This is a genomic window from Rhizobium ruizarguesonis (assembly GCF_017357285.1).
GTDB lineage: Bacteria > Pseudomonadota > Alphaproteobacteria > Rhizobiales > Rhizobiaceae > Rhizobium > Rhizobium ruizarguesonis.
Genome location: NZ_CP071682.1, coordinates 323,370 through 341,685, shown reverse-complemented (window position 1 = coordinate 341,685; position 18,316 = coordinate 323,370). Strand labels below are relative to the sequence as shown.

At 53.8% G+C, this 18,316-nt stretch carries 14 protein-coding genes; 8 read left to right on the top strand and 6 right to left on the bottom strand.

Going from position 1 to position 18,316, the window contains the following annotated elements:
- Nucleotides 1–237: 237 nt before the first annotated feature.
- The 3 genes from J3P73_RS35895 to J3P73_RS35885 form a co-directional block, all read right to left on the bottom strand.
- Nucleotides 238–1,308 carry an ABC transporter ATP-binding protein gene (locus J3P73_RS35895; RefSeq protein ID WP_168299465.1) on the bottom strand — a complete coding sequence of 357 codons (1,071 nt, stop codon included), beginning with the start codon at nt 1,306–1,308 and terminating at the stop codon, nt 238–240.
- 13 nt (nt 1,309–1,321) lie between these two features.
- Nucleotides 1,322–3,157 (bottom strand): ABC transporter permease subunit, encoded by a 1,836-nt coding sequence (locus tag J3P73_RS35890; RefSeq protein ID WP_018517525.1) that lies wholly within the window; start codon nt 3,155–3,157, stop codon nt 1,322–1,324.
- Between the two features lie 673 nt (nt 3,158–3,830).
- Complete coding sequence (locus J3P73_RS35885) at nt 3,831–4,820, bottom strand: M14 family metallopeptidase (protein ID WP_018517524.1); 990 nt, start codon at nt 4,818–4,820, stop codon at nt 3,831–3,833.
- Between the two features lie 227 nt (nt 4,821–5,047).
- Here J3P73_RS35885 and J3P73_RS35880 point away from each other — a divergent pair, with 227 nt between their 5' ends.
- The 5 genes from J3P73_RS35880 (at nt 5,048) to J3P73_RS35860 (ending at nt 10,705) form a co-directional block, all read left to right on the top strand.
- Nucleotides 5,048–5,890 carry an IclR family transcriptional regulator gene (locus J3P73_RS35880; RefSeq protein WP_207580271.1) on the top strand — a complete coding sequence of 281 codons (843 nt, stop codon included), beginning with the start codon at nt 5,048–5,050 and terminating at the stop codon, nt 5,888–5,890.
- Between the two features lie 542 nt (nt 5,891–6,432).
- Nucleotides 6,433–7,203 carry an enoyl-CoA hydratase/isomerase family protein gene (locus J3P73_RS35875; RefSeq protein WP_026242432.1) on the top strand — a complete coding sequence of 257 codons (771 nt, stop codon included), beginning with the start codon at nt 6,433–6,435 and terminating at the stop codon, nt 7,201–7,203.
- Between the two features lie 7 nt (nt 7,204–7,210).
- Complete coding sequence (locus J3P73_RS35870) at nt 7,211–8,758, top strand: AMP-binding protein (protein ID WP_207580270.1); 1,548 nt, start codon at nt 7,211–7,213, stop codon at nt 8,756–8,758.
- Nucleotides 8,759–8,873: 115 nt separating this feature from the next.
- The gene (gene proC / locus J3P73_RS35865; RefSeq protein ID WP_018517520.1) at nt 8,874–9,740 is read left to right on the top strand and encodes a pyrroline-5-carboxylate reductase; all 867 of its coding nucleotides are present in this window, start codon (nt 8,874–8,876) and stop codon (nt 9,738–9,740) included.
- The gene (locus J3P73_RS35860; RefSeq protein WP_026242431.1) at nt 9,737–10,705 is read left to right on the top strand and encodes an ornithine cyclodeaminase family protein; all 969 of its coding nucleotides are present in this window, start codon (nt 9,737–9,739) and stop codon (nt 10,703–10,705) included. Before proC ends, J3P73_RS35860 begins: the two co-directional genes overlap by 4 nt.
- Nucleotides 10,706–10,927: 222 nt before the next feature.
- Here J3P73_RS35860 and J3P73_RS35855 read toward each other — a convergent pair whose 3' ends face one another.
- Nucleotides 10,928–11,632, bottom strand: a complete 705-nt coding sequence (locus tag J3P73_RS35855) for an aspartate/glutamate racemase family protein (RefSeq protein WP_245002783.1) — start codon at nt 11,630–11,632, stop codon at nt 10,928–10,930.
- 524 nt (nt 11,633–12,156) lie between these two features.
- On the opposite strand from J3P73_RS35855, the gene J3P73_RS35850 reads away from it, so the two are divergent.
- The 3 genes from J3P73_RS35850 to J3P73_RS35840 all read left to right on the top strand — a co-directional run bounded on the left by J3P73_RS35850 (nt 12,157) and on the right by J3P73_RS35840 (nt 16,307).
- Nucleotides 12,157–13,254 carry an ABC transporter substrate-binding protein gene (locus J3P73_RS35850; RefSeq protein WP_026242430.1) on the top strand — a complete coding sequence of 366 codons (1,098 nt, stop codon included), beginning with the start codon at nt 12,157–12,159 and terminating at the stop codon, nt 13,252–13,254.
- A gap of 197 nt (nt 13,255–13,451) precedes the next feature.
- A complete protein-coding gene (locus tag J3P73_RS35845; protein WP_026242429.1) occupies nt 13,452–14,912 on the top strand; it encodes a M81 family metallopeptidase in 1,461 nt (486 codons plus the stop codon).
- A 393-nt stretch (nt 14,913–15,305) separates the two neighbouring features.
- Nucleotides 15,306–16,307, top strand: coding sequence for an IS30 family transposase (locus J3P73_RS35840; RefSeq protein ID WP_018494608.1), 1,002 nt, complete (start codon nt 15,306–15,308; stop codon nt 16,305–16,307).
- 344 nt (nt 16,308–16,651) lie between these two features.
- Here the strand turns inward: J3P73_RS35840 and J3P73_RS35835 are convergent, their stop codons facing one another.
- Entirely contained in the window at nt 16,652–17,047 is a 396-nt protein-coding gene (locus J3P73_RS35835; RefSeq protein WP_168339140.1) for a hypothetical protein, read from the bottom strand.
- Between the two features lie 116 nt (nt 17,048–17,163).
- Entirely contained in the window at nt 17,164–18,288 is a 1,125-nt protein-coding gene (locus tag J3P73_RS35830; protein ID WP_168299866.1) for a KamA family radical SAM protein, read from the bottom strand.
- Nucleotides 18,289–18,316: the final 28 nt, after the last annotated feature.

Sequence of the window (18,316 nt, the reverse complement as noted above, 5' to 3'; positions counted from 1 at the left end):
TGCCGTGTTTTGTTACGAAGATGATTGAAATCCTAGGCGGGAGTCTGCGCAATCTAATCCTGATCCTGTGCTTGAGCCTTCCTGCGTATGCTGAGTGTTCGGTCGAAAGTGGGGGCGGTTCAAATCAATAGAGCCAAATACGCTCACCGGGGAAGCGACTTCGGTGGGGCATTGCCAAAGCGATGAATTCGTCGTCGCCCATATAGTGCGATTGAAACGATTTCGCACAATGTATGGCTAGTCCAAGACCTTGCAATCTTCTGCTTTCCACGAAACCGTCACCGGTGTTCCGCCGGCAAAGTGAGCCTGCCCCCGGTTCTGCCGCTTCACGGTAATGGTCTCATCACCACAGCGGACCAGGTACCGCGTCATTTCGCCGAGGAACAATGCGTTTTCGACCACGCCGTCGAGCGCGTTGGGCAAATCCGCTCCCACCGAACGAAAGTCGATCTCGACGTGTTCCGGACGAACAAACATCCAGCCGTGATCGCCGTCAATCTGCCCAGACAACTGCGCCGCCCCTGGTGTGTTGCCTGCCAGGGTAACCCTGCCTGCTCCGTTTTCGATCACGTCGACGCGACATGGAATCATGTTGGATTCGCCGACGAATGATGCGACGAACCGGTTTCTCGGCCTGCCGTAGAGCGTCTTGCTATCGTCCACCTGAACGAGTCGGCCTTCGTTGATAACTGCGATCCGATCCGACATGGTCAGCGCTTCATCCTGGTCATGGGTCACGAAGACAACCGTCATATTCAGTTCCTTCTGAATACGCATGATCTCAATCTTCATGTGCTCCCGGAGATTACGATCAAGCGCGCCGAGAGGCTCGTCCATTAGCAGAATGCTTGGATTGAATACGATGGCTCGTGCCAGTGCGATGCGCTGCTGCTGGCCACCGGAAAGTTGGTTGGGATAGCGGCCGCTATACTGTTCCATCTTGACCAGTCGCAAAGCGCGCGCCACGCTGCTCTCGATTTCCGCTCGTGTGGACCTGCGAACTGTGAGGGGAAACGCGACATTCTCCGCGACCGTCATGTGAGGAAACAGCGCATAGTTTTGAAACACCATCCCGATGCCGCGCTCATAGGCGGGAAGATCCACGATGGAACGGCTTCCCAGAAAAATGTCTCCTGACGTCGGCGTTTCGAACCCTGCTATCATCTTCAATGCCGTTGTCTTCCCGGAACCTGATGGTCCGAGAAAGGTCACAAACTCGCCTGGCTGGACTTGAAGATTGAAGTCCTTCACAACCTGAAGCGGGCCGTAGAACTTTTGGATGTTTTTCATTTCAAGGCTTGTAGACATTTTTCGCCTCCGGTCATTCGGCAATATTGTTAGAGGTGCGCGTGTTATGACGCTCCCGGATGAACTGCACTGCAATGATTGATCCCGTCACAAGAACAACAATCAAGGTCGAGGCCGTGCTCAGCAACGGATCAACCTGGTAGGCAATGTCGCCCCAGAACTTGATGGGCAACGTTGGTGTTTGCCGTCCCAGCAGAAAAATGCCGACAAGGAGTTCGTCGAAGGATGTCAGGAAAGCCAACAGTCCCGCCGTAAGGAGAGCAGGTTTGAGAATGGGTAGCGTGACAAGTCGAAGTGTTTGTAATGGACGAGCTCCGTGCACTGCAGCTGCTGGCTCTAGGGACTGGTCAAAATTTCTCAGCGCCGCAGCCATGACCACGATGACGTAGGGCACGGCGAGCAGGACGTGCCCCATAACCAGCCCGCCGAAGGTGCCGAGTATGTGTAGCTTTGCTTCGAAGACGTATAGCGAGGTTGCGATAATGACCACTGGCACCATCAAGGGGGAAAGCGCAAACAGGAATAGCGCTTTCTTGAATAGAAACTTTGTCCGCACCAGCCAAAACGCGCCCATCGTGCCTATGATCGTCGCAACGCAGGCGGCAGCGATACCCAATTGAACCGAAAAGAAGAACGACTGGTGCCATTCTGTAGCACTCGCCAGCTTTTCCCACCAACGCAGCGAAAATCCTGGGGGCGGAAAGACGACGAATGAAGACGAACTGAAAGACAGCACCACGACGACAATCAACGGCGCCGTCAAGAAAAAGAGTATGAGGATCGTGTATACCCACAACCAACGGGAATTGCGGGTGAGGATGGGTTTTGTGAGAAAATGCACCGATGCCTCGACAGTGTAGAGAAGAGGACCGATCGATCGTTTCACTTTCTTGAGCAGCCGTGCCGCAGCGCGTGGTTCTTCATCGGTGAGGGTGACTGTTGACGATGACCATATCATTTCCAGCGGGATAAACAGGCTCGCAACGAAGAGAATGGCGATTGTCACCATGAGCAGCACGATGGACGAAGCATATCCGAGTTCGAAGTTCAACAGCGTTGTCATCTGCGCGACAATCAGTTGTGAGATCATTGTGTCACTCGGGCCGCCCAACAGGGCAGGGGTGATGTAGAATCCGATGGCGGAAATGAAGATCAGGACACCTGCAGAAAAGATACCCGGTAATGTCAGTGGGAAATAAACGCGCAGGAATGCCTGTACCGGCTTTGCCCCCAGTATCTGGGCGGCTCTGGCAACATCATGGTCAATGCGCACCATTGACGAATACATTGTGAAAATGGCGGTCGGGATGAAGACATGGGCCATACCAACGACCACAGCAAAAGTGGTGTTGAGCAGGGTCAAGGGTTCATTGATTAAACCCGCCCAAATCAGCGCGTTGTTTATGATACCTTCGCGACCAAGTATGATCATCCAGGCGTAGGTTCTAATTAGGAAAGCAGTGAAAAGCGGAATCAGCAGGAAAATACTGACGGTGGACAATGAACGTGACTTAAGCTTGGTCAGTAGATAAGCGACCGGGTATCCGGCAGCGAGGGATACGACTGTCACGATCAACCCGATCCGAAGGGTATAAAACAGTATGTTCAAGTTCGTCTCGCTCGAAAAAACGCGAGCGTAGTGACTGAAGTTGAATTTCGCTCCTTCGAAACTGCCCCAAACGATATAGGACAGCGGAATCGCAAGAAAGCCGATCAGGAGGATGAGGAGCGGACCCGAAACCAGAGCTCCTCTAATCCAGCGATTTTCTAACAGGGAGTTCATGACGGTTAGCCTCTTTGCCAGGCGCTTTATACCCGTGCCGCTCGCGCTTTCCTGTACCACATTCATAACTTTCACTCCGTCGCTGCTCCGAATGCAGCGCTAATAATTCCCGCTCGGGGCATTTTTCACCCGCAATAGGTTTCCCGACTGCGGCCAGCCCCAACGAGCAGAAAACGGCTTGGAAGGACCACTATTACGCGTTGGCCTCATAAGCCTTTTCTTCTGACGGCATCTAATTCAAGAAATCTTCAGAAGTTGGAGGGCTTCCACGCAGTTCGCGATGTCCCAAACACCAGCTTCATTCCTGTTCCCGTTTCTTTGCGGTTTGGCCAAAACGTTCGTCACGTCCTAAGCCGCGTATATTGTTATACAATATCATATATTGGAAAAGCGGGAACGTCAATGCGGTTTTGGTTCCGCCGTCTTTGGTAGATTGTCGGAGGCAATCGCTTAAATCAAAGATCCTCACCCTTGCGCCCAACTATTTCGCGATGGGCTCGGGCCTTCTGGATCGATGCGGCAGGACGATGGTGTGAGGATGAAGGCGTTTTGCGGCTCTACGCCCGGACGCGTTTGCAACCATTTGCGGCTCTTTCGCCATCTTTTTTTAAGAATTCCGGTATCGGCAGCCACACGGACCCAATCCTGCCGCTAGACTAGCAAACTGGGTGTTGAGGATCGTCGTGGGGAGGCTAAGCGTATTGGGACTGGCCGTAGATATAGCCAATCTTGCGGAACACTATTTTGCGTGCGCCTCTTCAACAATGGTCAACAGAGCTTCACCTTTGCGGATGGAAGGGTGAGTAATACGCCAAAGGACGAATCCCGTCGCCGGAGCAAACACCTCGTCCAGGACATCTCCAAATACGTCGCGCACTGAGCCGAGACGCTGCCCTTGCCTCACGATGGATCCCGGCTCGACTTCTGCATGAAAATCCCCATCGCTCGGACATTCAACCCAGATGTAGCTGTCGCATAATGAGCGTCCATTGGTGGCCGATGACGGTTGGGAATCTATAATTCCGAGCAACCGGGCTACGTTCAATACTCCCTCGACATGAAAGGAAATATCGGCCTCGCTCAAAAGACCATTCGACCCGGCCTCGGTCATTATGGCGATCTGCTTGCGCAAAGCGCACGCTGTCGGAGGTCGACCCGGTTTCTTCATATATTCCGGGCCAAGGGCAAGCACGATCTCACTGTTGAAGCACATTGCAACGTTGCATGCCGCGGCGTCGAATTCATCATCACCCGTGCGCTGGAAAATGGTGAACCAGGATACCTTCTCTTTCAGATCCCCTCCATGCATGTCGATGTAGCAGTCTGCGCCCTTGACCCACTCGTTGAGGACGGCGTCGCAGAGGACTTCGGAAAAGGTCCCGTCGGTTCGACCGGGGAACGTATGGTTGATGTTCTTGCCGTCGACGGGGCACACGTACTCGCTATATTTGTGGATGGCTGGCTGATTGATGACGGGTACAATTGACACTGACCCCTTCATCTTTTCGGGCTCGAAAAGCCTCTGAAGCCGTATGGACGCCTCGATGCTAGATACTTCATTGACATGCACTCCGGCAGACACACAAAGCCGGGGGCCAGGTTGCGTTCCTCGGATTTCGCATAGCGGCCAAGTATAATCCCCCAAGACCTCGTTGTCGAAGCGGAATGTTCCTCGGAATACGCCTTCTTCACCGTATCTGCAGCTATTCTCTTGAGCGGTTATCTTCATTTATGATCTCAACGTGATTTTCGGAACCGCCGCCATAGGCCATGTTCGCCCCTCAATTTTATTGCATAATAATATTATATATTGTAGATTGCCGATGTCAAGGGAAGCTGCATGGCTCCCGTTCACAGTGACGACTATGCCGAGGATCAGCGCGGGGCTTCAGCCTTTACACGCGCATTGAATAGCAATATGCACTACCGCATTCCATTTTTAGTTTGAGAGGCACGATGCTTGATCGCGGCGGTAAGGGCAAGAGCGGAGTCAATCCACCTGCTTCGTTCGAAAAGACCAACGTGGACGAGCGTCTTTATCTTGGCACCATCGAAAAGGGGATGCTCGTACTAGACACGTTTTGCTCAAATCCGCGCCCAATGACATTGGCTGAAGTCTCCGAGGCTTCCGGCTTGAACAAAAGTGCGACCCAGCGCGTGCTCTACACTTTGCGGGCGCTCCGGTATCTGACCCATAGTGAAACTACTCGGCAGTATTCACTTTCTGTCAGAGCCATGGACATTGGCAACGCGTATTTGCGAAGCAATCCGATCGTGGAAGCGACATTTCCTTATTTGCTTGAGGCGAACAAGCGTTCACAGGAGACGGCCAATCTGACGGAACTCGATGGTTCTGACATCGTGTTCATCTCACGTGTGCCGAGTAGAAGCGTGATGAGTTCATATGTCACGATTGGGACGCGTCTTCCTGCTTTTGCGACCGCGCCAGGGCGTGCGATCCTCGCAAACTTGGACCCGAGCGTAGCAAGCGAGATCCTCAAAGCACCTTCCTTCGACGCTCTAACTCCCTTTACGATCCAAGACCGCTCGAAGTTGCTCGATGAGCTGGATAATGTGCGCAAGAAGGGGTTTGCCATCGCAAACCAAGAGGCAATGCTCGGCGACATTTCAATCGCTGCACCGATTTTCGGGTATGATAACAGAGTGGTCGCAGCGGTTAACATCGCAGTTTCCACCGCTAACTGGACCATTGAACGAGTCGAAGCTGAACTCAGTCCGATTACCGTCGAGATTGCTAGACAGATGTCCAAGGTAGCGTCGCAGTACCGGCGAGCCTGAAGCCGCCACCCTGAGGAGGGCGTGGCGCGAGCACACTTTCCGGCAAGTTGTCATGCTCGGAATCTTCTGCCGGAGGAGCATATCTCAGGCGTCGTTCCAGAAGGCTTCTACGTCCATACTGTTATCGGTTTTTTGAGGACGTATTGGATAACGTTTGCGACAATAGACGGTTTGACCGATAGAACTAGCGGATTGGCGATCGAATTCGCAAGTGACCGCAGGGCCAATCCTCGACGACGTTCAAACACTGAGAATTTGTGCCTGCCATCTACCCACCTCCGGGAAATTCGCGCCTACCGCCAGCCAGCACCATACGTGTCGGGTTGGCGTAACCGCGCTCCCGCTCCCGCAAAATCCTTTCTTATATCGATTCCAAGCGACCTATGCACCGGATGATCGTTGCCGTCTCTCGTTTCCCGGTCGCTGAAACGCGAGGAATGACCGGGTCACATTCCAGCGACCTGCTTAAACACGCTTGACTTCACGAACAGGTTCGTCACATTATGCGATATATAATATTGCATTCCAATGAATGGTGGATCATGGATCGCTACATAATCGTTGAAAGAAGAGACGAGGTCGCAGTGGTCACACTGAATCGGCCCGAAATTCTGAACGCCTGGCACAAGCCAATGCGGAGCCAGTTTGTTGAAGCACTCGTCGATCTCGAGGAGGACAGCACAGTCCGTGCGATTGTACTGACCGGGGCAGGGGACCGGGCATTCTGTGCCGGCCAGGACCTCAACGAAGCCAAGTCCTTCGACGGAGAGACAGGCTCCGAATGGATCGCTGAGTGGGAGCGGCTGTACGGGGCAATTCGCTCGCTCTCCAAACCTCTCGTTGCGGCTTTGAATGGTGTGGCCGCCGGCTCCGCGTTTCAGGTTGCGCTGCTATGCGACTTTCGCATCAGTCATGCCGGAGTACGCATGGGTCAGCCTGAGATCAATTCCGGGATCGCCAGCGTAACCGGGCCGTGGATCATGCGCGAGATGCTTGGATTGGCTCGAACAACCGATCTGACGCTTAGCGGCCGACTGATGGGTGCCGACGAATGTCACTCCATCGGGATCATCAACAAGATTGTTCCGCAGGCAGACGTCCTGACAGCTTCGCTTTCACTCGCCCTTGAGCTTGGCGCCAAGCCTCCAGTCGCCATGCGCCTCGATAAGCAATGGCTGCGCGAAATGACCGAGCTTGGGTTCCGCCAGTGCCTGGATGCGGCAGTCCGGATCCACCGGGAAGCCTACGCGTCGGGTGAAACAGCTCAAATGATGGAGAAATTTTTGGCGGAACGGGCATCTCGAAAGGCGTGACTTTTTCATGATGGACAATCTCAAGGGCTTCATTGCCGACTTCAATGCAAAAGCCGACCGAAGCCCTGATCAGGTTTTTGCGATTTTCAACGGTCAGCCGATCACTTTTGCTACGCTGAAAATGGAATCAAGCGCGTTCGCCTCGACACTGCGACGCAAAGGCGTGCAACCAGGCGACCGTGTCGCAGTAATGATGCGGAACTCCCGTCTATCGCTTCCTGTCCTTTTCGGCATTGCAAAGGCTGGAGCCGTTTGGGTGCCGATCAATGCGCAGCAAAAGGGCGACGGGCTTTGCTACATGCTCGAGCATAGCGAACCCAAGCTCATCTTATGTGACCCTGATTTCCGATCAACGATCTCAGGGTGCGGTGCTCAACTACGCTCCGAAAACATCATGTTGGTCGGCGGCGATCAAGATCATTCGGTACCGGAGGCAATCCTGCTCGGCGAAAGCAATTTTGTTGATGCTGTTCCAGATGCGCACGATTTGTTTGCGATCATGTATACGTCGGGAACAACTGGTCGGCCGAAGGGTGTGCTAGTTACCCACGGGATGCTGCGGCTCGCGGGGGAAGCGGTACGGACCCTAACCTCAATGGGTCCAGCAGACGTGTTTTTTGTCTGGGAGCCACTCTTCCATATTGGCGGGGCCCAGCTTTTGGTTCTGCCGATCATCGAAGATGTGACGTTGGCCATGGTCGACCGCTTCAGCGCGAGCCGCTTCTGGGATCAAGTTAGGAACTCATGCGCAACTCATATCCATTATCTCGGTGGCATTCTTCAGATTTTGCTGAAGCAGCCGGGGAGCCTGCTTGATCGTGAACATTCGGTTCGGATCGCGTGGGGAGGCGGGTGCCCGAAAGACGTTTGGCCGGAATTCCGTGATCGCTTCGGCGTTGAGATCCGGGAATGCTATGGGATGACCGAAGCAGCGAGCATTACGACCTGCAACACCAAAGGTGTCGTTGGCTCCGTCGGAAAGCCGACGCCTTGGTTTTCTGTTTCGATCGAGGATGAGGTGGGCAACCCCGTTGCGAGCGGAAATCGAGGAGAGATCGTCGTCAGATCCTCGCTCGCTGGTGCTCTTTTCAAGGGTTATCTCCGCAACCAGGAAGCAACGGGAAAAGCGCTCGTAAACGGGGCGCTTCACACTGGAGACGCAGGCACTTTAGACGGAGACGGAAACCTGTGGTTCCATGGCCGGTTGACAGACAGCGTCCGGTGTAAGGGAGAGAATGTCTCTGCTTGGGAAGTGGAGCGTGTCGTTGGTACTCATCCGGCCGTTGAAGACTGCGCGATGATCGGAGTAGCTGCCGATGTGGGTGAGCAGGACATCAAATTGTTCGTGAAAGCGAAGACCGGAAAAGTTATCGAGCCTGAGCATCTATCTCACTGGCTTTCTGACCGCCTCGCCTCCTACCAGAACCCTCGCTACATCACAGTGGTGAAGGAATTTGAGCGCACGCCAAGTCAGAGGATCATGAAGCATTTGCTTCCCAAAGATCTAAACGATTGCTGGGATCGGCTGGCAGCAAAAGAGCAAGCTCGGGCTTAGGCTGGGGTCACAGGTATGCAGGCCCACCGCGCTGAACGCAAATTTAGATTGGCTACCTTGTTGAAGCGTACGGAGTACAGCGCAGCGGCAACGCAGAACGGGACGGGATGGTGAAATGAACCGCACATCAATCAAACTAGATGAACCCTTGATCCTCGTCGGTTGCGGCAATATGGGCTATGCACTGCTACGGGGATGGATCGACACGTCTACTGTCGATCCCGCCGCTGTCCACGTCGTCGAGCCAGTCAGAGTTCTGCGGGAGAGAGCCGTGGCGCTCGGCGTGAATACCCATGAGACCTGTGAGACGCTACCAGCAAAAGCAGGAATCATCGTCTTCGCACTTAAGCCTCAAGCCCTCCAAAATGAGCTGCCTCCCTATCAGCGCTTTTCAGATGGCACCGTTTTCGTGAGCATCGCGGCGGGCGTTCCCGCTGGGAAGTTGAAACTATTGCTTGAATCTCCACGTATCGTGCGTGCGATGCCGAACACCCCGACCGCTATAGGAAAAGGCTCAACGATTATTTTTACCGATAGCGCTGTAGAAGACGGCGAGCTTGAGAACGTCTTATCGTTGTTCAAAGCCGGTGGTGCGGTTCATCAAGTCACACGAGAAGACCTTATAGACGCGGCCACAGCAATAAGCGGCTCAGGGCCGGCGTACATCTTCTACCTCATCGAGTGCCTGGGTGATGCGGCTCGTGAACTAGGTCTGCCGGCGGAAGTAGCGAGCAAATTGGCCAAAGAGACTGTTCACGGTGCGGCGGCGCTAGCTTTTGCATCCAATGACCACCCAGCGGAGCTTCGACGACAAGTCACAAGCCCGAATGGAACCACCGCAGCGGCTATGTCGGTCCTTGCGACAGAAAGCGCACTTTCTGCACTCATACTGCGCACCACTAAGGCAGCTTTTCAACGATCATTGGAACTTGGTGGAGCAGAGGAACTTGGATTAACGTCAAGCGGCCAGGGGACCAAATGACAGAAGACATCTTATACCTGAATGCATCAGACATAGATCAATTGAACATATCGCCATCTGAACTGCGGGCGGTGCTTCGAAAGGCATTTGAAGCCTATAGTTCAAGTGAACTGCGGATCCCTTCCAAGCAGACTGTGAGAGCCGCACCAGATCGATATTTTCAGACGATGGCCGCGGTTTGCAACGAACCTCCCTTGGCGGCTGTAAAGTGGGTGAGTGTCGTAGGAACGAACTCTCAGCGAGGACTGCCAAATGTTAATGGCCTAATCATCCTCGGCGATGGTGAAACCGGACTGCCGCTCGCCGTTGTGGACGGTAACCGCCTCACAGTCATGAGGACCGCAGCCATGTCGGCACTAGCGTCTGAGTACCTCGCATCACCGACTAGCACTTCGCTAGGCTTCGTAGGATGCGGGGCACAGGCATACGGCCATCTGACGGCGCTGCGAGACGTGCTTCCGGGCTTAGCTGACATCGTATGCTTCGACCGCCGTATCGAGTCTGCGGTATCACTCGCTGCGCACGCCGACGCAGACGGCGCCAACGGTCGAACCACCACCAGCCCGGATGATGTCCTTCGATGCGACATCGTTGTCTCCACCGTTCCGAGTGTCGCAGGTATGGAGCCGTTCCTCGATGCTCGGAAGCTGACGGCGGGTAGCCTGGCTATCGCAATCGATATGGGGCGATCGTGGTTGCCTGATAGTTTTGGAGCATTTAGCTCGTTCATCGTCGATGACAAGGTGCAAGCCGAGGATCCTGATAGCCGATCAAAGCTAGCTTATTCTGGTCCATTTAATGCGGACTTGGCTGATCTCGCAAGCGGCGTTTCGAGGGGCCGCACAAGCGGATTGGATCGTATCCTATTCATCTATCCTGGTTTTGCGTTGGCGGATCTTGCTGTGGCGGGTGAACTCTACATTAGGGCTCGGCGGGAAAATGTCGGGACAAAATTGCGCCGCTAATAGGATCCAGTTCCGGGTTGCTCCAATGTGATCGTTTTCCAACTTAGATGAACGCCAAGTCTGAATTTTGGCGTCACACACCCTCAACCTCCTCCCGGCTCCGCCCCGGCTGCGCTGCAAGTACAGCTTCGTATGCAGGCGATCGGCCGATCACGCACACTGCAAACCAGTGTGCCGAGAACATACGGTGACATATCCTTAGATTTGCTGAACAGGGCAGCTTTAGTAGAGTGCGCCCATCGTTAAACGACAGAGATCCGTAATGCCGTAGACTGGTAAGCCAATTTTCTTTCGCAGTGCCGGAGCAACGCAAGGGAAAGCGGTGCAGGTCAGTAGAATGTTTGCAATGTCTGGGTGAGACGCTCGCAAGCGTGTTGCACCCGCAATCACATCTGCCTCAAGGCCCGCCATCTTTTCAGAGATAGTCACCTCCGCTGGATTGCGCGTCTTCACGCTCTGCTCATACGCACCTTCGCAACCGCCGAAAACTACCCTGCTCCGATCAGCCGAATTCTCAATGCCGAGGGCTGCGTCATCGTAGGGGGACGGCAAGGAGACACTCAATAGTCCAATTTTCGCCGCACGGCTCGCCTGACGCAGCAAGAGAGGCAACAAAAGCAGACTCGATAAAATCACCGGAACGTCCACCGCTGCTGCCACCGCAGGCTGATGCCAAGAAAAAAGGCCACAATCTGAAGCAACTGCGACAGCACCCCTTTTTACCAGACGTTCGGCAGCGACGATAAGGGCGGGCTCAATCGAAGAATCGCGGGCCCAGAGCCGATCCATATGGGCCCCTTCGACTTTTTCCGTGATGATCGGAAAATCGAATGTCTCAGGGTTAGCGACATAGCCGCGCGGCAACACGGAGTCGCCCTCGGTCGTCAGAACGCCCAGCGGGCGTCCAATCATTCCATTGCTGATCATTCTATTTCCTCCTCTGGAAACTGTCACAATCCAGTAGTGTCGTCCGCGTGAATTATTATGCAATGTGCAATATTGCAATTTCATTTTGGAAAGCAAGGATTGCGCAAAGGTCTTCGGGCACGAGGTGTGATTGGGGTGCCCAAACTCGGAAATTCCCCATGGGTACAAGATCTTGCACCGTTCAAAGCGTTCAGTTCCGAAAACTGTGGTTGGTTTGATTGCAGGCAGCCCTGCCTCATCGCTGCCGGGCGTCAACTCGGTATCACGTCGGCTTCAACGCGTAATTTGGTTCAAGATGCGTATGGTGCCGGGCGCACTGAAGCAGCGATCAACCCGTTCCTACCACCCTCCACCCCTCGCCGGAAACATTTTCCTTGACGAAAATAAATTAAATTATACAATATGGCGTATTGCTATGCGATATTATGTGCATGATGCAGTCGCTAGGCATGTCTGGAGATGCGCTCGAGTCTTTATGACGTCGGAATCCAGTTCGAGCTTTGCACAAAAAAGGGGAACAGAGGATGAGCAACAGAATAGCAAGCGCTCTCGCGGTCTGTGCGGCGATATTGCTTTCCGGACTACCGACCGCAACTCGCGCGGAGGAGATCCCGGAAAATCTTAAGGGAACTGGGGAGGTGGTCGTTGCCACCGCCGGCGGCGCTTTTGAAGAAGCGCAAAAAAAGGCTTGGTTCGAACCGTTTGAGCGCGATACCGGCATCAAAGTGATTACCATCCCTTCAAGCGCTAAACTGCTTGCCTCGGCAAAACTCGGCCAACCAGAGGCCGATATCAGCAATATCAATGGCGGTGAGGTACCAACATGGGTTGACAACGATGCTCTGGAAAAGATCGACTACACCTTTTTTGCCAAGGAAACTCTCGCAGGGCTTCCGGAATTCATGAAGGGTGAATACGGCCTCGGCTCTTTCTATTACTCAGTTGTGGTCGCATACAACACAGCCAAATTTCCCAATGAGCATCCGAAGAATTGGACGGACTTCTACGACGTGAAGGCATTTCCAGGAAAGCGAAGCCTCCCAAATTGCGACCTGATGCTGTATGGCGCGCTCCTCGAAGGGGCACTGATCGGTGATGGCGTCCCAAAAGACAAGCTTTATCCTCTCGATATGGATCGAGCCTTCGCGAAGCTTAAGGAAATAAAGCCCAATGTTGGTCGCTGGTGGGCAACGGGCGCAGACGCGCCGCAAAGCCTTATCGGCGGTGAAGTTGATATGGCCGCTGCATGGAATGGCCGCATCGTCACTGCCAAAAAACAAGGTGCGCCACTGGAACTGTCATGGGATCAGTCCATGCTGCAGTATGATGATTGGATCATTCTGAAGGGCGCGTCCAATAAGGAAAACGCTTCGAAGCTGCTCGCCTACATTTCGCGGGCAGAGGCACAGGCAGCATTTGCAGAAGCAATCCCGTACGGCCCGGTCAACAAGGATGCATTCAAGCTTTTGCCGAAGGAACTGGCGGAAACTATACCTGGCGCACCTGGAATCATGGAACAGCAGATCGTACAGAATTACGATTGGTGGGTTCAACGGGGTTCGGATGGCCGCACCAACTATGATGTGGCCATAGAGCGCTGCACCACATTTCTGTCACAGTGAGGCTTTGCAGCTGCGGTCCATAGGTCCGCAGCTGCTTTATAAAGGCGATCCTCGCCCTTTACTAAGCAGCACGATGTCCTAGGCAATTTACTGGCACCGACAAACCCGCTTAGAGAAGTACCTTTTTGACCCTAACGCGGCTGGGTCCCCGCTCTTCCGAGTTCGTGCGGTTCGCCATCTGGAGAATGGAGAAACTGATGAGAATTGCCGTAGGTGGTATCCTTCACGAGACGAATACGTTTCGCAGGCAAGATGCACAGCTTTTAGATTTTGAGATCGTACGTGAGAAAAGTCTTATCGAGGCTCACAGCGGAGTTCGCTCCTATATAGGCGGAATGCTAGACGCCGCGGAGAAGGCAGGGGCAATCGTTCAACCGACGATGTTTGCATCCGCTGAAGCCGGCGGCGTCATTGAGAAAGAAGCTTATGCCAACATGCTTGGCGATCTGCTTGCCGGTATCGAACGCGCGCTCCCGGTCGATGCGGTGGCGCTGGCTCTCCATGGTGCGGGCATTGCGAAGGCGATAGGCAATATAGAGATCGACATTTGCCGAAAAGTTCGCGACCTCGTTGGCCCAAATGTCAAGATCGTGCTCACCCTTGATCTTCACGGGAATCTCGATGCGTCTCTTTCCGAAATTGTTGATGCAATTTTTGGAACAAATTTCCATCCCCATACCGACATGTTTGAAAGAGGGCAGGATGCGATAAATATCCTCCCTGAATTGCTTTCTGGGCGCATCACCCCGAAGCTGCACATTGAGAAGCTTCCCATCCTGCTGGTCACCGCGACTACCATGTATGGCCCGATGGCGACGGTTAACGAACTGTGTCGCTCCATCGAACAAGAGCCTGACATAATCGCATGCACTTTCTTTCACGGATTTGTATGGACCGATACCGCTGACACTGGGCCGTCGGTGCTAGTAATCGCGAACGGAGATGCACAAAAGGCTCGTGAGGCTGCCCAGCGCGTCGCTCGGTTCGTCTGGGAAAGACGGGATAAGTTTCGGTCAAACGCTCTTTCGCCGGAGACGGCGATCGAGTCGGCGCTAAGCTCTGGCGCCTGGCCAGTCGCTCTGTTGGATGGGGGAGACGATCCCGGCGGCGGCTGCCCTGGCGATGGGACACATTTGCTACGCGCCATGCTCGACGCGAACCTGACCAATACGTGTTTTGCGGCAATGTTTGACCCTTCAGTCGTAGCGAAGGCTCTCGCAGCGGGCGTCGGTGCCACTATGGAGGTTGAACTTGGTGGCAAAACGGATGTTCGGCACGGAAATCCTATCGCTGCGACGGCGTACGTTAAGGTTCTGACCGATGGGCAGTTCCTTTGCCAGTCTCCGATGGGCGAGGGAAGCCAAGTCATTATTGGCCGCACTGCAAGGTTGCAAATTGGTGGGATCGACGTCATTGTTGTCTCCGAACGTCATCAGCCAATCGACACCGAAATCTTTCTGATTCATGGTATCGACGTGACACGCTACCGCATAATTGCGCTGAAGTGCACGAACCACTGGCGCGCTGGCTTTGCGAAAGTCGTAAAGCGTGACTTCCTCGCCGACAGCCCCGGGATCATGAGCAGGAATCTCTCCGACCATTCTTATACCCATGTCAGCCGGCCGATCTGGCCGTTAGATCAATCGGCGGCGTATTAACAAGAATGGATATCGGCATTCTAACTGTTTGACGTGTAATATTCATTGGAGGACTTCACACACGAAACACCGAGCTCCGCGCAAGGTATTCGAAACCCAATAGCGTTCTTTGAAAAGCTCGCACGGGGTTCGACTACAGTATCTACGCTCTCAATGTGTTCGGAAAATTTTCAACATAGCTGGGTTGCGTTCGCTGGAAATTGCCGGGACTTGGTCGCCGTTGTCGTAGCACAGTGACCTTTTCTGCCGTCGACACGCGCGCCTGATTGATGATGAAGAGACCGCCGAAGTTCCATAAGGTTTGTTACGCCACATTGTTTTGTAGCCGGGTACATTCTATTTCCAAGTGCGACATGCCAGTAATTTCAATGGCTTCACTTTGGAGATTTTGGCATGTCTCGATGCTATACGCAGATCACCCTCGCCGATCGCCGACGCCTGCATCACATGGTGGCGGCAAAAGTTCCGGTAAACGAGATGGCACGTCAGCTTGGCCGTCATCGTTCGACGATCTATCGCGAGATCCGACGCAACACGTTTCGCGATCGCGAACTACCGGACTATGACGGTTATTACAGCACCGTTGCGAACGATACTGCCAAGGACCGACGTCGCCGGCTGAGAAAGCTGCGGCGCCACTCGACGTTGCGCACAGAGATCATCAACCAGTTGGAGGCTCGCTGGTCGCCGGAACAGATTGCCGGACGCCTGCTGTCGGACGGCCTCAGTCGTATTCGCGTTTGCAAGGAGACAATCTATCGCTTCATCTACAGCAAGGAAGATTATGGGCTTGGTCTCTATCAGTATCTACCAGAGGCACGCCGAAAACGTCGCCCAATGCGCTCCAGGAAGCCGCGCGACGGTGCGTTTCCAGCCACGCACCGCATATCCCAACGGCCTGATTTTGTTGGAGATAGATCACGGTTTGGCCATTGGGAGGGCGACCTCCTCATCTTCGATCGCCCACTCGGGCATGCCAATGTCACCACTCTCGTGGAGCGCAAGAGCCGCTATACCGTTCTCATCAAGAATCCGAGCCGGCACTCGCGCCCAATCATGGACAAGATCATCAGAGCGTTTTCTCCTTTACCGGCGTTCGCGCGTCAAAGCTTCACATTCGATCGCGGTACCGAGTTTGCCGGGTTTAGGGCTTTGGAAGAAGGGATCGGTGCGTGCAGTTGGTTTTGCGACCCAAGTGCGCCTTGGCAAAAAGGGACCGTCGAGAACACCAACAAGCGCATTCGACGCTTCCTGCCAGGCACCACAGATCTGGCAGTTGTGTCGCAACGCGACCTTCTCCACCTCACGCGTCATGTCAACGATCAACCGCGCAAATGCCTCGGATACAGGACGCCGACCGAGGTGTTTATGGCGCATTTGCACGAAGATAGGTGATCCCCTACTCTGCAAAACAGGCGTGATGCACTTGGGTTAGCTTTTCCACCGCAAAGTTGAAGTGTCCTGTTTCTGCAAAGTTGGAATGTCACACTCCCCAGGTTTGGTTACGCTGATGACGACCTCACGTTCACGACGATCCAAATGCGCTTCACACGCGCCTTGCAACCGGAGATCTGCGATGGCATTCTTCTTGACGTGCCCGACCTCGCGCTCGCCTATGTCATGCCGCCCGCGTGATGCGGTGCTGCGCAACCGAAGTGGTGGCTCAGCACCGCATCACGCAGTCAGCGCGCAAATGCAGCAACCAAAAACCGTCGGAGCGAGCTCGAATTGGTTAATCCTCAAGCTTGTGAAGCGAGTTCCGATTGCACGACCTCGAAACGAATCGTCGCGCCCACCCGTAAGCTGATCTCGTTTACAGAGTTTGCTACCAATTCTACGAGGCTCTCGAGCGAATGGATTCGTTGATTGTCTCCAGCGAGGGTGAATTTTCCCAGGAACAACAAGGCGCACACTTTGTCGGGCCGAGCGCAGAAGACCAATTTACTGCCCTCGGCTTCTAGCACCAGGAATGCGTCATCGGATGCCATTCCGGGGAACATTTCGTAAGCTCGAGACAGTCTGGATCGGATTACAGCATATTGCTCTGATGTTTCAATGGCACCGACCAGGGACAGGTATGGCAATCTGGTCGAGCTCCGCAACCACACTTCAGTTCCGTCGGCTTTTAGAAACATAAATATCTCCGCCGTACCTTAGAAAGTAACAGGTCTTGAAGCACTCCGTGCTTCAGATCGAGAAGAACATGGTTGAGTACATGACTTTACCTCAAAGCATATTCGGCCACATGTCCTCATGTTGTTTCGTGCCTGTCCGGGTCCTTCCAGGTTCTCCATTCGTAGTTACGAAGGACGATATAGCCGGGGCCAGTTCCTATTACATAGTTTGGGTTTAGCGGTGTTTTGCCGAGCGGGGTGCAGATTACGTATTGCGGTACGGCAAAGCCGGTCGTGTGCCCACGCAGGCTTTCAATAATATGCATGCCAACATTGATTGAAGTTCGGAAGTGCTCAGCGCCTCGCACTAGGTCGGCGTGGTATAAATAGTATGGCCGCACGCGTGCAATAAGGAGTTTGTGGACCAACTCTTTCATAACCTCGACAGAGTCGTTAATTCCTTTCAAGAGCACCGACTGATTACCCACTGGCACTCCCGCTTCGAGCAGCCGTTCGATCGCCAATTTCGCTTCAGACGTGATTTCATTGGGGTGGTTAAAGTGTGTATTGATCCAGATGGGATGATACTTTTTGATCATCTGGCAGAACTGGGGCGTGATCCGCTGCGGCATCGTCACAGGTATTCGTGTGCCGATGCGAATAATCTGAACGTGAGGAATTTGCCTGAGGCGTGACAGTACATACTCTAGCTTTCTATCAGAGACGGTCAGCGGATCGCCTCCGCTTAGCAGTACGTCCCGAATCTCTGGACGCTCGGCAATGTACGCTATACCTCTGTCAATTAGCGCTTGGTCACTGACCATTGACTCTCGGCCCGCGCGAATCTTTCGTGAACAGTGCCTGCAAAAGGTGGGACATAAGTTCGTAAGATAAAAGAGAACGCGGTCGGGGTACCTGTGAACGATGCAAGCGACGTCAGTCTTTCCCTCCTTCCAAAGAGGATTTTCGGAATCAACGCCGGACTTGTGGAACGAAGGAAGTTGGTCAATATGGAAGATGTCGTCGAGTTCCTTGATGCTCGGAATTGCCTGTAGCCGGATGGGATCGTTCGGATTGTCCTTTTCTATCAGCGATAGGTAATAGGGTGTTGCCCGGAAAGAATATCGCTCACCCACCTTATGGAAAGCTTCTACTTCATCGGGAGTGATGTTTAGCTGCTCCTTGAGCGCCTCCAATGTGGTGGCGCTGTTTGCAAGCTGCCAACGCCAATCATCCCAAGCCGTCGGGTCCGTCGTCAACATATGATATCTCCGGTTTGAGTTTCTGTTG

Coding starts and splice junctions, on each gene's coding strand:
- J3P73_RS35895 (WP_168299465.1), bottom strand. CDS start 1,308: ATGTCTACAAGCCTTGAAATGAAAAACATCCAAAAGTTCTACGGCCCG.
- J3P73_RS35890 (WP_018517525.1), bottom strand. CDS start 3,157: ATGAATGTGGTACAGGAAAGCGCGAGCGGCACGGGTATAAAGCGCCTG.
- J3P73_RS35885 (WP_018517524.1), bottom strand. CDS start 4,820: ATGAAGATAACCGCTCAAGAGAATAGCTGCAGATACGGTGAAGAAGGC.
- J3P73_RS35880 (WP_207580271.1), top strand. CDS start 5,048: ATGCTTGATCGCGGCGGTAAGGGCAAGAGCGGAGTCAATCCACCTGCT.
- J3P73_RS35875 (WP_026242432.1), top strand. CDS start 6,433: ATGGATCGCTACATAATCGTTGAAAGAAGAGACGAGGTCGCAGTGGTC.
- J3P73_RS35870 (WP_207580270.1), top strand. CDS start 7,211: ATGATGGACAATCTCAAGGGCTTCATTGCCGACTTCAATGCAAAAGCC.
- proC (WP_018517520.1), top strand. CDS start 8,874: ATGAACCGCACATCAATCAAACTAGATGAACCCTTGATCCTCGTCGGT.
- J3P73_RS35860 (WP_026242431.1), top strand. CDS start 9,737: ATGACAGAAGACATCTTATACCTGAATGCATCAGACATAGATCAATTG.
- J3P73_RS35855 (WP_245002783.1), bottom strand. CDS start 11,632: ATGATCAGCAATGGAATGATTGGACGCCCGCTGGGCGTTCTGACGACC.
- J3P73_RS35850 (WP_026242430.1), top strand. CDS start 12,157: ATGAGCAACAGAATAGCAAGCGCTCTCGCGGTCTGTGCGGCGATATTG.
- J3P73_RS35845 (WP_026242429.1), top strand. CDS start 13,452: ATGAGAATTGCCGTAGGTGGTATCCTTCACGAGACGAATACGTTTCGC.
- J3P73_RS35840 (WP_018494608.1), top strand. CDS start 15,306: ATGTCTCGATGCTATACGCAGATCACCCTCGCCGATCGCCGACGCCTG.
- J3P73_RS35835 (WP_168339140.1), bottom strand. CDS start 17,047: ATGTTTCTAAAAGCCGACGGAACTGAAGTGTGGTTGCGGAGCTCGACC.
- J3P73_RS35830 (WP_168299866.1), bottom strand. CDS start 18,288: ATGTTGACGACGGACCCGACGGCTTGGGATGATTGGCGTTGGCAGCTT.